Source organism: Streptomyces sp. NPDC055140 (assembly GCF_053607285.1).
In genome coordinates this window covers 421,724-434,814 of the sequence record NZ_JBSGTG010000003.1, presented here as the reverse complement: position 1 = coordinate 434,814, position 13,091 = coordinate 421,724, and the positions used below count along the sequence as shown (strand labels likewise).

The 13,091-nt window shown below is 69.5% G+C and carries 10 protein-coding genes and 1 pseudogene; 5 read left to right on the top strand and 6 right to left on the bottom strand.

Going from position 1 to position 13,091, the window contains the following annotated elements:
- The first annotated feature begins 113 nt into the window (after window positions 1–113).
- From ACWFR4_RS09620 to ACWFR4_RS09610, 3 genes are all read left to right on the top strand, one after another.
- Window positions 114–1,433 (top strand): PhoH family protein, encoded by a 1,320-nt coding sequence (locus ACWFR4_RS09620; RefSeq protein ID WP_100598186.1) that lies wholly within the window; start codon window positions 114–116, stop codon window positions 1,431–1,433.
- Window positions 1,434–1,842: 409 nt separating this feature from the next.
- Window positions 1,843–2,574 carry an aggregation-promoting factor C-terminal-like domain-containing protein gene (locus tag ACWFR4_RS09615; RefSeq protein WP_453467777.1) on the top strand — a complete coding sequence of 244 codons (732 nt, stop codon included), beginning with the start codon at window positions 1,843–1,845 and terminating at the stop codon, window positions 2,572–2,574.
- A 147-nt stretch (window positions 2,575–2,721) separates the two neighbouring features.
- A complete protein-coding gene (locus ACWFR4_RS09610; RefSeq protein WP_453651770.1) occupies window positions 2,722–4,122 on the top strand; it encodes an AI-2E family transporter in 1,401 nt (466 codons plus the stop codon).
- A 102-nt stretch (window positions 4,123–4,224) separates the two neighbouring features.
- Here ACWFR4_RS09610 and ACWFR4_RS09605 read toward each other — a convergent pair whose 3' ends face one another.
- Together ACWFR4_RS09605 and ACWFR4_RS09600 are read right to left on the bottom strand one after the other, a co-directional pair.
- Window positions 4,225–4,755, bottom strand: coding sequence for an alkyl hydroperoxide reductase (locus ACWFR4_RS09605; RefSeq protein ID WP_100598183.1), 531 nt, complete (start codon window positions 4,753–4,755; stop codon window positions 4,225–4,227).
- A gap of 6 nt (window positions 4,756–4,761) precedes the next feature.
- Entirely contained in the window at window positions 4,762–5,316 is a 555-nt protein-coding gene (locus ACWFR4_RS09600) for a peroxiredoxin (RefSeq protein ID WP_100598182.1), read from the bottom strand.
- A gap of 160 nt (window positions 5,317–5,476) precedes the next feature.
- On the opposite strand from ACWFR4_RS09600, the gene ACWFR4_RS09595 reads away from it, so the two are divergent.
- Window positions 5,477–6,412 (top strand): LysR substrate-binding domain-containing protein, encoded by a 936-nt coding sequence (locus ACWFR4_RS09595; protein WP_453468361.1) that lies wholly within the window; start codon window positions 5,477–5,479, stop codon window positions 6,410–6,412.
- Between the two features lie 39 nt (window positions 6,413–6,451).
- Here ACWFR4_RS09595 and ACWFR4_RS09590 read toward each other — a convergent pair whose 3' ends face one another.
- The 4 genes and pseudogenes from ACWFR4_RS09590 to ACWFR4_RS09575 all read right to left on the bottom strand — a co-directional run.
- Window positions 6,452–8,857: an FtsX-like permease family protein gene (locus ACWFR4_RS09590; protein WP_453651768.1), complete on the bottom strand. Its 2,406-nt coding sequence runs from the start codon at window positions 8,855–8,857 to the stop codon at window positions 6,452–6,454.
- Entirely contained in the window at window positions 8,854–9,540 is a 687-nt protein-coding gene (locus ACWFR4_RS09585; protein WP_227297022.1) for an ABC transporter ATP-binding protein, read from the bottom strand. Before ACWFR4_RS09585 ends, ACWFR4_RS09590 begins: the two co-directional genes overlap by 4 nt.
- Window positions 9,537–10,064: a PadR family transcriptional regulator gene (locus tag ACWFR4_RS09580; RefSeq protein ID WP_389533500.1), complete on the bottom strand. Its 528-nt coding sequence runs from the start codon at window positions 10,062–10,064 to the stop codon at window positions 9,537–9,539. Before ACWFR4_RS09580 ends, ACWFR4_RS09585 begins: the two co-directional genes overlap by 4 nt.
- Before the next feature lie 118 nt (window positions 10,065–10,182).
- Window positions 10,183–10,332: pseudogene (locus ACWFR4_RS09575) on the bottom strand (Uma2 family endonuclease); the annotation flags it as partial.
- Between the two features lie 411 nt (window positions 10,333–10,743).
- Between ACWFR4_RS09575 and ACWFR4_RS09570 the strand changes: the two are divergent.
- Window positions 10,744–13,047, top strand: a complete 2,304-nt coding sequence (locus ACWFR4_RS09570; RefSeq protein WP_453651765.1) for a transglycosylase domain-containing protein — start codon at window positions 10,744–10,746, stop codon at window positions 13,045–13,047.
- Window positions 13,048–13,091 lie beyond the last annotated feature (44 nt).

Here is a 13,091-nt window from a genome sequence, read left to right as displayed (position 1 = left end):
GGCCGGTCCACGGCCCACGCATCGCGGCCGTCGACCGGCGGGTACGACCCGCCCCGCCCGGCCCGGGATCCCTCTGTCGCTCCCCGACCTCATCCGAGGGGGTACGTCCTTCCGTGGTGACCAGCAACAAGCGCCAGCCCGACCGGCGCACTTATGTTCTCGACACCAGCGTCCTGCTGGCCGACCCGAACGCCCTGACCAGGTTCGACGAGCACGAAGTGGTGCTCCCGATCGTCGTGGTCACGGAACTGGAGGCCAAGCGGCATCATCCGGAGCTCGGATACTTCGCCCGGCAGGCCCTGCGCCTGCTCGACGACTTCCGTATCCGCCACGGACGCCTCGACGCCCCGATCCCCATCGGTGATCTGGGCGGGACCCTGCGCGTCGAGCTCAACCACTCGGATCCGGGCGTTCTCCCGGCGGGTTACCGCCTGGGGGACAACGACTCCCGCATCCTCGCCGTCGCCCGCAACCTCCAGGCCGAGGGGTACGACGTCACCGTCGTCTCCAAGGACCTGCCGCTGCGCATCAAGGCGTCGTCGGTCGGCCTGCTCGCCGAGGAGTACCGCGCCGAGCTCGCCATCACGGACTCCGGCTGGACCGGGATGTCCGAGCTGCGGCTCTCCGGTGAGCAGGTGGACCTCCTCTTCGAGGAGGAGAGCCTGTACGTACCGGAGGCGGCGGAGCTGCCCGTCCACACCGGCCTCACCATCCAGTCCGAGCGCGGCAAGGCGCTCGGCAGGATCACGGCCGAGGGCAACGTCCGTCTGGTGCGCGGCGACCGTGAGGCGTTCGGCATCAAGGGACGCAGCGCCGAGCAGCGCATCGCGCTCGATCTGCTCCTCGACCCGGACATCGGGATCCTGTCGATGGGTGGCCGGGCCGGCACCGGCAAGTCGGCGCTCGCGCTCTGCGCGGGCCTCGAAGCGGTGCTCGAACGGCGTCAGCACCAGAAGGTGATGGTCTTCCGTCCGCTGTACGCGGTGGGCGGCCAGGAGCTCGGCTATCTGCCCGGCACCGAGGCCGAGAAGATGGGCCCGTGGGCGCAGGCGGTCTTCGACACGCTCGGGTCCGTCGCCGGCAAGGCCGTCATCGAGGAGGTCACCGCGCGCGGCATGCTGGAGGTCCTGCCGCTGACCCACATCCGCGGTCGCTCCCTGCACGACGCGTTCGTGATCGTGGACGAGGCCCAATCCCTCGAACGGAACGTCCTTTTGACCGTTCTGTCGAGGATCGGGGCGAATTCGCGGGTTGTGCTCACGCACGACGTGGCGCAGCGCGACAACCTCAGGGTCGGCCGGTACGACGGTGTGGTCGCCGTTGTCGAAAAGCTGAAGGGGCACCCGCTGTTCGCGCACGTCACGCTCACGCGGTCGGAGCGTTCACAGATCGCGGCCCTGGTCACCGAGATGCTGGAGGACGGCCCCTTGTGAGGAGAGAGCGAGCGAAGCGCCCCACCTTGTAGGGGTTACGCGGTAGTTGGCGCCGCCCGGCGAAGCGCAGGAGCTTAGCCGGGCGGCGTTGTGCCGTGCGCTTGTTTCCGTGAAACCGCTGGGGCAAACGAGGTGTGAGCTTTCCCACTTGGATGAGAATTGCCTTGAGGCAACCGCGTCCGGCAGAGTCTCAGTCCTGTCAGGCCCCGCATACGACACTTGTGCATCCACAGCATGAAGAGCACCACGAACACCAGAACTTCACAGAGGCTGTCGTATGCCGCCCGAGCACCACGCGGCTCTCCCGTAGCGGGAGTTGCCCACCGGGCCCGTGTCTCCCGTGACCCCGCAGTTGGGAGGCCAGCGTCAGGGGCACGATTGCGTCCGCGAGGGTCACCTACAGCGGGCGATGCTGGAAGGAAACCGTGTGAGCCGGATTTCGGTCCGGGGATTCGCAGTGGCTTCGGCCACCGCGGTCACCACAGTCGGCGCAGTCGTGGGTGTTGCCTCGGGCAGCACCGCTCAGCCCTCCACCAACGAGGCTGAGGCCACGGCGAGCGACGCGACCCTCCTCGCCGACATACCCGCGGGCCAGCAGGCCCAGGTGCAGACCGCCACCCTGACGCAGCAGGCGGAGACGCAGGCCATCGCCGCGGACAACGCCGCTCAGAAGTCGGCGGAGGAAGCAGCCCGTAAGAAGGCCGCCGAGGACGCCGTCGCCAAGCAGCAGGCGGCAGCCGACGCCAAGGAGAAGGCGGAGAGGGACGCCAAGGAACGCGCGGAGGCCAAGAAGGTCGCCAGCCGTTCGGCCACCCGCGACGCCTCCAGCTTCGCCACGCAGGCCTCTTACTCGGCGTCGCAGATACAGGCGATGGCGCGTCAGATGGTGCCCGCCGGGCAGTTCCAGTGCTTCAGCAACATCGTGGACCACGAGTCCAGCTGGAACTACCGGGCGACCAACGCCTCCTCCGGTGCCTACGGTCTCTTCCAGGCGCTGCCCGCGTCCAAGTACTCCACCGCGGGCGCCGACTGGCAGACCAACCCGGCCACCCAGATCAAGTGGGGCCTCAACTACATGGACAGCCGCTACGGCAGCCCGTGTGAGGCCTGGACCTTCTGGCAGGCCAACCACTGGTACTAGAAGCCGGTACAGCTTCATGACGGGCCCCGAGCCCGTCAACCTTCCTGAGCCCCTCGCCGTCCTACGGTGAGGGGCTTCGGGCATGTACGGTCGGAGCCGACGACTCCCGGGGGAGTGGTGAGAGAGCGCGGGGGAAGAGGGCGGATCATGTCGCGAGTTCCAGGATGGCTCGGCCGGCTCGGCGATGAGCTGAGCCGGATGGGGGAGCGGCTGGACGAGCGCCGCGCCGAGGCCGAGCGTGACGACGGCGGGGACGACTCCGCTCCGGACACCGCCCCGCACGCCCCTGATGCCGCTCGGGCACCCGCGCACATGGCCGCCGAGGCGTCCCAAGTGCCCGTCACCCGGCCGGAGAACGGCGGCGGCGACCACGTACCCCCGCCGCCCGCGTACGCGCCCGCGATAGCGGCCAGGCCCGACCCCGTCGCGGCCGTGCCGTGGGGGATGCGGGTCGCGGCCGAGGCCGGCTGGCGGCTGCTCGTCCTCGCGGGCGCCCTCTGGGTCCTGATGAAGGTCATCAGCGCGGTGCAGCTGGTGGTGTACGCCTTCGTCGCCGCGATGCTCATCACCGCGCTCCTCCAGCCGACCGTGGCCCGCCTGAGGAGGCACGGCGTGCCGCGGGGCCTGGCCACCGCACTCACCGCGATCCTCGGCTTCGTCATCATGGGACTCGTCGGCTGGTTCGTCGTCTGGCAGGTCCAGGAGAACATCGACAACCTCTCGGACCAGATCCAGGACGGCATCGACGAGCTGCGCAGATGGCTCCTCAACAGCCCGTTCCATGTGACCGAGAGTCAGATCAACGACATCGCCAAGTCCCTGCGCGACGCGGTCGGCGCCAACACCGACCAGATCACGTCCGCCGGCCTCGAAGGCGTGACCGTCATCGTCGAGGCGCTCACCGGCATCCTGCTCACGATGTTCTCGACACTGTTCCTGCTCTACGACGGCCGGCGCATCTGGGAGTGGACCACCAGGCTCGTCCCGGCCCAGGCCCGGCCGGGCATCTCGGGTGCGGGCCCCCGTGCGTGGCGCACGCTCACCGCGTACGTGCGCGGCACGGTGATAGTCGCCCTGATCGACGCGATCTTCATCGGGCTCGGCATCTTCTTCCTCGGGGTCCCGATGGCGGTGCCGCTCGCCGTCTTCATCTTCCTGTTCGCGTTCATCCCGCTGGTGGGTGCGGTGATTTCGGGAGCGCTCGCGGTGGTGGTGGCCCTGGTGACCCAGGGTGTTTTCACTGCCGTCATGACGCTCGCGGTGGTGCTGGCCGTGCAGCAGATCGAGGGCCACATCCTCCAGCCGTTCATCCTGGGCCGGGCCGTGCGGGTGCATCCGCTCGCGGTGGTGCTCTCCGTCGCGGCCGGCGGCCTGGTGAACGGGATCGGCGGTGCGGTGGTGGCGGTGCCGCTCGTGGCCGTGACGAACACGGTCGTCGGCTATCTGCGCGCGTACTCACGTGAGGCTGCGCTGCGGCAGGGTCCTTCGCCGCACGGAGCGACGGCCATCGACGTGGCGCCGGTCGATCCGACGGCCGGGAAGACCTAGGGCTTTCGTCCGGACATCCGGACACATGAGAACGCCGGGCGGGCTGAATTTCCTTCAGCCCGCCCGGCGTTCGCGTATGCGGTTACCGGGGTGATCCGTCCGTCAGGACAGGACGTCCTCGGAGTCCAGGGTGACGCCCACGGCCTGGATGACCGCGGCGATCTTGAATGCTTCCTGGATCGTCTCGCGGTCGACGCCCGCCTTGCGCAGCACCTGCTCGTGCGAGTCGAGGCACTGGCCGCAGCCGTTGATCGCGGAGACCGCGAGGGACCACAGCTCGAAGTCGACCTTCTCGACGCCCGGGTTGCCGATGACGTTCATCCGCAGGCCGGCGCGCAGCGTCCCGTACTCCGGGTCGGAGAGCAGGTGGCGCGTGCGGTAGAAGACGTTGTTCATCGCCATGACGGCGGCGGCCGACTTGGCGGCCGTGTACGCCTCCGGCGACAGGTTCGCCTTCGCCTCCGGCTCCAGCTCACGCAGGACGCGCGGGGAGCGGGACGCGATCGCGCAGGCGAGCACGGTGCCCCACAGCTGCTGCTGCGGCAGGTCGGAGTTGCCGATGACCGAGCCGAGGTTCAGGCGCAGGTCCTTGGCGTAGTCCGGGACGGCGGACTTGAGTTCGTCGAGAGCCATGTCAGATCACTCGCCCGACAGGAGCGCGACCGGGTCGAGGGTGTTCTCGCCCTTGGTCCAGTTGCACGGGCACAGCTCGTCGGTCTGCAGGGCGTCGAGGACCCGCAGGACCTCCTTGGGGTTACGGCCCACGGAACCGGCGGTCACCATCGTGAACTGGATCTCGTTGTTCTGGTCGACGATGAAGACGGCGCGCTGCGCGAAGCCGTCCTCGCCCTCGATGCCGAGGTCGCGCATGAGCTCGTGCTTCGAGTCGGCGAGCATCGGGAAGGGCAGGTCGGTCAGGTCCGGGTGGTCCTTGCGCCAGGCGTGGTGCACGAACTCGGAGTCACCGGAGAAGCCGAGGATCTGGGCGTCACGGTCGGCGAACTCGTCGTTCAGCTTGCCGAACGCGGCGATCTCGGTCGGGCACACGAAGGTGAAGTCCTTGGGCCACGCGAAGACGATCTTCCACTTGCCCTCGTAGGTCTTGTGGTCGATCTGCTCGAACTCCTTGCCCTTCTCCAGGGAGACACAGGCAGTCAGATCGAACTGGGGGAACTTGTCACCGACAGTGAGCACGCACTACTCCTTGCAGCATGGATGGGCCCTTTTTGAGGGCTTTCCAAGGGGGTTGGACTGGCCACGATCGTGGCACAGGGTGCATTGATTACGGAAATAGCTAGACTCGGTTGTGTTGATCGGAACCGGCTATCAGTAGCCCTAGGTAAAGGGAGTGACCGTGGCAAGCGCCAAGCGGCGACAGCCGAGCCTCGCCCAGCTGCGTGCCTTCGCCGCCGTCGCGGAGCATCTGCACTTCCGGGACGCGGCCGCCGCGATCGGCATGAGCCAGCCCGCGCTCTCCGGTGCCGTGTCCGCCCTGGAGGAGTCCCTCGGCGTGATCCTGCTCGAACGCACGACCCGCAAGGTGCTCCTCTCGCCCGCGGGTGAGCGGCTCGCGGTGCGCGCGAAGGCCGTGCTCGACGAGGTGGGCGCGCTGATGGAGGAGGCCGAGGCGGTACGGGCGCCGTTCACGGGAGCGCTCCGGCTCGGCGTCATCCCCACCGTGGCGCCCTACCTCCTGCCGGCGGTCCTGCGCCTCGTCCACGAGAAGTACCCGGATCTGGACCTCCAGGTCCACGAGGAACAGACGTCGTCCCTCCTGGAGGGGCTCGCGGCCGGGCGGCTCGATCTGCTGCTGCTCGCCGTGCCGCTCGGGATGCCCGGCGTCACCGAACTGCCCCTGTTCGACGAGGACTTCGTGCTCGTCACGCCGCTCGACCACTGGCTCGGGGGCCGGGAGGGCATCCCGCGCGAGGCGCTGCGCGAGCTGCGGCTCCTGCTGCTCGACGAGGGGCACTGCCTGCGCGACCAGGCGCTCGACATCTGCCGCGAGGCCGGCCGCGCGGACGCCCCGGTGACCACGACGGCCGCCGGCCTGTCCACGCTGGTCCAGCTCGTCGCGGGCGGGCTCGGCGTGACGCTGCTGCCGCGCACCGCGCTCGCCGTGGAGACCAGCCGCAGCAGCCAGTTGCTCACCGGGTTCTTCGAGGACCCGGCGCCGACCCGCCGCATCGCCCTCGCCATGCGGACGGGCGCCGCGCGCAGCGCTGAGTACGAGGAGCTGGCCGCGGCGCTGCGCGATGCGGTGCGGCCGCTGCCGGTACGGGTGCTGTGACCTCGGGGGGCGCGACAACTCTCGTACCGGCAGGGCGCGTTACTCGGTGCGCAGGCCGTCCGGCCGCATCATGCGCCACAGGGGCGGCAGGCTGAGGAGCGTCACCACCGCGATGAGCGCGGCGCCGCCCGCCGTCAGTGGGGCGAACACCCACCAGTCGGTGACCTGCTTGTCGATCATGCGGGTCATGACGTAGCCCAGGCCGAGCCCGCCCCCGATCGCCAGGCCGAGGCCGAGGGCGACCGGGATCGCCGTCTGCCACAGGACCGACCAGGCCATCGAACGGCGCCGCGTACCGAACGCGGTCAGAGCCGCCAACAGCCGCTTGCGCTCCCGCAGTTGCTCCAGCGTGGAGACCAGCATGGACGCCGCGATCAGGGCCATCGTCGCGGCCGCGCCGATCTGCAGTCCCCTCGCGATGCTCGCGTACTGCTTGTCGCGGTTGACCGCCTTGATCGACATCACGTCGAGCATCGGATCGATATGGGCCGCGGTGTTGCGCACGTACTCCTCGGCGTCCGGCACCTTCGGGTCGATCTGCACCATGGCGGTGGTCGTGGCCTCGGTCAGCTTCGCGATGTCGATCGCGCCGGGGGTGGCGAGGATGCCGTCGACCTTGTCACCCGTCGGGCTGGGCCGCGCCCGGACCGTGCGGGCGTCCGCGGGCAGCGTCCACAGGATCTGGCTCGACTTCCTGCCGTCGCCGGGCCCTACGTCGACGGGCTTGCCGGGGCGCGCCGACTCGTCGACCCAGTCGTTCATCTTCCGGTCGCCGGTGTGCGAGACGAACGTGTCGCCGTCGCGGCAGCTGCCGACGCGGGCCAGCTCACGCAGGGTCGCGCAGGTGCCGATGCTGATCATCGTCGTGGGCTGGATCTCGCCCTCCGGAACCGGGCCGGGGCGCGTGGCGTACGTCGACACGGTGCCGATGACGCTCTGGACGCCCTTCGTGGCACGGAAGTCGTCGATCATCCGCTGCGCGAGCCTGCCGTCGCCGGCCAGGGAGTTCACTGTCAGCTGGGCGCGGTGCGGGTCCTGGCCCGTGACCCGGTTGAAGTCGTCGTGCATCGACGCGAACATCATCTGCAGGGCGACCGCGCCGGCCACCGCGATGGTGATGCCGCTGACCGCGCGGGCCGCGGTGCCGCTGCTCAACTGGAGCCGCCGCGTTGCCAGTTGCCATGGCACAGGGCCGCCGCGCAGCCGGGCCACGACCGATTCGAGCAGCCAGGGAAGCAGCGTGCTCAGGCCGACCAGGGCCAGGGTCGCGCCGGTGGCGATGGCGTATGTGTTGATGTCCTGGTCGGTACTGCTGACCCGGCCGATGGCCAGGAGGATCCCGATGCCCGTGACGGGCAGGAGCAGCCGCCACCACAGACGCCGCCTGCGCGGCGCGCCCCCGCGCACGACACCGAGCGGCTCGATGGCCACCGAGCGCAGCGAGAGGACGGTGACGAGAACCGCCGAGAGCGGCACGGCCACGACGATCAGCGCGGCGAGCACCGGCACCGGCCGCACGTCGGACGGGAACGCGCTGACCTTGTCGAGGTCGACCACGGCGACCAGTTGGCGTACGGCGAGGAAGAACACGGCGCCGACGGCCAGGCCGAGCATCGCCCCGAACAGGGACTCACCCGCCGCGATCCGCCGCACCGCCCTGGTGTCCGCGCCGACCAGGCGCAGCGCGGCCAGGCGCCGGTCGCGGCGGTCGCCGCCGAACCGCACCGCCGTACCGATGAACACGGCCACAGGCGTGAGCAGCACGACGCAGATCAGTACGACGAGCACCATCAGGAGCGCGTTCAGCGGCTCCGACAAGTCGGAGCCGAACCTCGCCGCCCGGTAGCCGCCGTCGCGGGTCGTGAGGGCGTCGGATCCCGCGAAGTAGAAGAGCTCCCGCGGGGAGACCAGGCCGGCGTCGGCGATCGTTCCGGTGACGCGGTAGTCGCGGAAGCGCTCCTTGAGGAGCTTCGCGCCGGGGTCGTCGAGGAGGTCGCGCAGCGCCGGTGAGACCACCATCTCGTGATCGCCGGGCAGCTTGCCGAGGCCGGGCGGCAGGACGGGCCGGCTGCCCTCGGCGCGTACGAACCTGCCCTCCAGCGAGCGGTCGCGGAACGTCGTGAACGTGTTCCTCATCAGCACGGTCGTGTCGGACCGCTTGATCTTGCCCGCGAGGGTCATCCGGTCCGCGGCCTCGCGCGCCGAGGAGCGGTCGCTGCGGTGGTCGGTCAGATACGGCACGGACGCGGCGCCCAGCAGCAGCGCGACGCCGAGGCCCACGCCGACGGCGGTGAGGATCGTGCGGACCCAGCCCTCGCGCCCGCCGCCGGCCGCGAAGCGCATGCCCATGCCCAGATCGCGGATCCAGGCGCGCACGCCGGTGGGGGCCGAGGCCTCCGCCGTGACCGCGGGCGAGGGCTGCGGCTTCGTACGCGTCACGCTCATGCGATGCGCTCCATGTCGCGGGACCTGCCGTCGCGGACGATGATCTCGCGGTCCGAGTAGGCGGCGACGCGGGCTTCGTGGGTGACGAGGACGACGGCGGCGTGGGTGGAGCGGGCGGCTTCGGTGAGCAGCTCCATGACGCGCTCGCCGTTGAGGGAGTCGAGGGCGCCGGTGGGTTCGTCGGCGAACAGGACGCGGGGGCTGGTGGCCAGGGCGCGGGCGACGGCGACGCGCTGGCCCTGTCCGCCGGAGACCTCGCCGGGGCGCTGGCCGGTGAGGTCGTCGACCTCGAGGCGCTCCATCCAGGCGCGGGCGGTGGCCTCGGCAGCCTTGCGCTTGGCGCCGTTGAGGCGCAGGGGCAGGGCGACGTTCTCGAGGCAGGTGAGTTCGGGGACGAGCTGGCCGAACTGGAAGACGAAGCCGAAGTCGCTGCGACGCAGGGCGCTGCGGGCGGCGTCGGACAGGGTGGCCAGGTTCTGTCCGGCGTAGGTGATGGTGCCTTCGTCGGGGGTGACGATACCGGCGAGGCAGTGCAGGAGAGTCGACTTGCCGGAGCCGGAGGGGCCCATGACGGCGACGACCTCGCCGGGGTGGACGGAGAACTCGGCGCCGTTGAGGGCCTTGGTGGCGCCGTAGGTCTTGTGCAGACCGTGGGCGGTCAGGAGGGAGCCGGCGGGGGTCATGGCTTGCGCACCTCCGCGGCGAGCTTGTCCAGGCGGGCGGTGGCGAGTTCGAGCCAGCGCAGGTCCGCTTCGAGGTGGAACAGGGCGTGGTCGCAGATGAGCTGGTCGGCGAGGTCGCCCTTGCGCTTGCGGTCGGTGAGGATGCGCATCATGCGCAGGTGCTCGGCGCGCTGGGTGTCCAGGACCGTGGTGGCGTCGCGCTCGGTGAGCAGCGCGAGGACGACCTTCGTGTAGAGGACGGACTGGAGGTAGGGCTCGGGCGCCTCGGGGGTGGCGAGCCAGCGCTGGACATCGGTGATGCCGGCGTCGGTGATGGCGTAGCGCTTGCGTTCCGGGCCGCCGCCGGCCTCGATCCCGTCGACCTCGACCAGGCCGTTCTTCAGGAGCCGCGACATGGTCGAGTAGACCTGTCCGTAGTGCAGCGGCTTGTCGTGCCCGAAGGTGGCGTCGAAGGTGCGCTTGAGGTCGTAGCCGTGCCGTGGGCCCGACTCGAGAAGTCCCAGAAGGGTGTGACCGATGGACATGCCGGCCACTATACATAGCGGGTATACGTAGTGTGTATAGCCGCTCGGGGGTGGGGTTCTTCTCGATGGGCTCGGTCAGGACGTGCAGACGGTTGTGCTTGCGGTCGACGATCACGCAGACCGGGACCTTCGCGTTCCCGTAGGCGACGACCTTGGTCTGGAGGTCGTTGCGGTAGTTGCCGGAGGTCACTTCGAGGGCGAGTCGGAAGGCCACCGGGTCGTAGCAGTTGTGGTCGACGAGATGATCTTCGAAATCCGCGTCGATCACGCAGAGGTCCGGTACGGCGAAGTCCTCGGGGCCGTCCGGCAGCCACAGGCCGACGCCTTCCAGGATCTCGGTCTCGCCGCCGTCCAGGCCGGCCGCGACGAACGGGCGCCTGCTGCGGACATCTCGCGCCTCCCATGGGCTGGTGCCGAGGTCATCATCGTAGGACGCGCGAATCCGTACTGTCTGGTGCGATCCGGTTCACACGATCGAGAATCACGCAACCATCCGAGCCTCCCGGTCGTCGGTTCCCATGGGGTAGGTGCTGATTGTCACGTCCGGAAATGCCCGGATCGGCATCCTTTTGCCCTTAGGTGCGGTGTTAGCTTCATGAGCTGATTCAGCACCGACGAGCGTGAAGTGCGCACTGTGCGCGCGGACGTGTCAGCGACTAGAAGCGGAGTAACGGGAGCCATGGGTCGAGCGGACGAGAGACGAGCACGGCAGCGCGGCGGCGCGCGCCGGGCGGCGCGCGGGGGCTCGTCCACCCGGCGGACGGGTATACGCCGCTTCTTCACCTGGAAGAAGATCCTCGGCACGTTCCTCGGCCTGTGCCTGCTCGGCATGGGCGCGTTCATCGTGCTGTACCTGGTGATCGACGTGCCCGAGGGCAACGCCCTCGCGAAGAAGCAGAGCAACGTCTACAAGTACAGCGACGGCTCGGTCATGGCCCGCACCGGCCAGGTCAACCGCGAGATCGTGGACCTCTCCGAGGTGCCCACGGGCGTGCAGCACACCTTCGTCGCCGCCGAGAACAAGTCGTTCTACGACGACAAGGGCGTCGACCTGCGCGGCACCGCCCGCGGCGTGCTCAACACGGTCACCGGCAAGGGCAAGCAGGGTGGCTCGACCATCACCCAGCAGTACGTGAAGAACTACTACCTGACGCAGGACCAGACGGTCAGCCGCAAGCTGAAGGAAATCGTCATCTCGCTGAAGGTGGACCGGCAGAAGTCCAAGGAGTACATCCTCGCCGGGTACATCAACACCAGCTACTACGGCCGCGGCGCCTCGGGCATCCAGGCCGCCGCCCAGGCCTACTACGGCGTCGACGCGAGCAAGCTGGACGTGGCACAGGGCGCGTACCTCGCCGCGCTGCTCCAGGCCCCCAGCCAGTACGACTGGGCCGTCGCCTCCGACACCGGCAAGAAGCTGGTGAAGCAGCGCTGGAACTACGTGCTCGACAACATGGTCGAGAAGCACTGGCTCTCCGCGAGCGAGCGGGCCGGCATGAAGTTCCCCAAGCCGCACAAGCCGAAGGCCGCGCCCGGCCTCGAAGGCCAGACCGGCTATCTCGTGAAGGCCGCCGACGCCTCGCTGGAGCAGCAGCTCGTCGCCCAGGGCTCCTCGGCGAAGGACGCCGAGAACATGGTCAGCGACGGGGGCTGGACCATCACGCTCAACATAGACAAGAAGAAGCAGGCCCAGCTGGAGAAGGCCGTCAAGGCCAAGCTCACCAGCAAGCTGAATCCCAAGTCCCGCAAGACCGACGCCAATGCGCAGGCCGGTGCCGTCTCCGTCGACCCCAAGACGGGCGGCGTCCTCGCGATGTACGGCGGCGAGGGACTCACCAAGCACTGGACGAACAACGCGATGCGGCGCGACTACCAGCCCGCCTCCACGTTCAAGCCGCTCATTCTGGCCTCGGCCCTGGAGAATCAGGCGCAGACGCAGACCGGCAAGCCGATCACCGCGAACACGATCTACGACGGCACGAGCAGGCGCCCCGTCGTCGACGGCGGCAGCAAGGTCGGCTTCGCCCCGCCGAACGAGGACGACGTCGACTACGGCCCCTCCACCGTCCAGAAGGCCATGAACAAGTCCATCAACTCCGTCTTCGCGCAGATGGGCGTCGACGTCGGGATGGACGAGGTCATGAAGACGGCCGGCGAGCTCGGCATGGACGTCAAGGACCAGCAGGCCGTGCCCGCGCAGACCCTGGGCTCCATGGGCGCCAGCCCGATGGAGATGGCGGGCGTCTACGCGACCCTCGACAACCACGGCAAGAAGGTCACCCCGGCGATCCTCAAGAGCGCCGAGCACAAGGACCGCACGGTCGAACTGCCCGACCCGATCGGCACCCAGGTCATCAGCCGCGGCGCCGCCGACTCGGTCACCTCGGTGCTCACCGGCGTGGTCGACGACGGTACGGGCTTCGCCGTGCGCAACTCCCGCCAGGACGTCGCGGGCAAGACCGGTACGTCCGACGAGGACAAGTCGGCCTGGTTCACGGGCTACACGCCGAAGCTGGTCACCTCGGTCGGCCTGTTCGGCGAGCAGGCCACGGACATCAAGAAGTCCGACGGCACGGTGATCAAGGCCGGTACGCACGTGACGCTGAAGGGCGCCGGCGGCGGCGGCCGCGTCAACGGCGGTGGCTTCCCGGCCGAGATCTGGGCGGCGTACACGTTCGACGCGATGGGCTCGCCGACCGAGTTCGACCTCGACACGGACATGGGCGCTGCCGTCCAGGTGCCGTCCACCCCGCAGGACACCCCGAGTGCCCCCGAGTCCACCCCGGAAGACACGCCGAGCGCCCCGGAGTCCACCCCGGAGGACACCCCGAGCGCCCCGGAGTCGACCCCCGAGTCCACCCCGCCGACCGACGACCCGTCGGGCGGCGTCACACCCCCGACCGACTCGTCGTCGCCGACCTTCGGAATTCCGGAGAAGCCGGGCGACTCGGGCAGCAACAAGCCACGCGGCCTGACCGGCTGACAGTGACGCACGCGAGTGGGCCCGGAACCGTACGGTTCCGGGCC

Bases quoted from the DNA above. Each gene is read 5' to 3' on its own strand.
- ACWFR4_RS09615 (WP_453467777.1), top strand. From the start codon at position 1,843: ATGCTGGAAGGAAACCGTGTGAGCCGGATTTCGGTCCGGGGATTCGCA.
- ACWFR4_RS09610 (WP_453651770.1), top strand. From the start codon at position 2,722: ATGTCGCGAGTTCCAGGATGGCTCGGCCGGCTCGGCGATGAGCTGAGC.
- ACWFR4_RS09605 (WP_100598183.1), bottom strand. From the start codon at position 4,755: ATGGCTCTCGACGAACTCAAGTCCGCCGTCCCGGACTACGCCAAGGAC.
- ACWFR4_RS09590 (WP_453651768.1), bottom strand. From the start codon at position 8,857: ATGAGCGTGACGCGTACGAAGCCGCAGCCCTCGCCCGCGGTCACGGCG.
- ACWFR4_RS09585 (WP_227297022.1), bottom strand. From the start codon at position 9,540: ATGACCCCCGCCGGCTCCCTCCTGACCGCCCACGGTCTGCACAAGACC.
- ACWFR4_RS09580 (WP_389533500.1), bottom strand. From the start codon at position 10,064: ATGTCCATCGGTCACACCCTTCTGGGACTTCTCGAGTCGGGCCCACGG.
- ACWFR4_RS09570 (WP_453651765.1), top strand. From the start codon at position 10,744: ATGGGTCGAGCGGACGAGAGACGAGCACGGCAGCGCGGCGGCGCGCGC.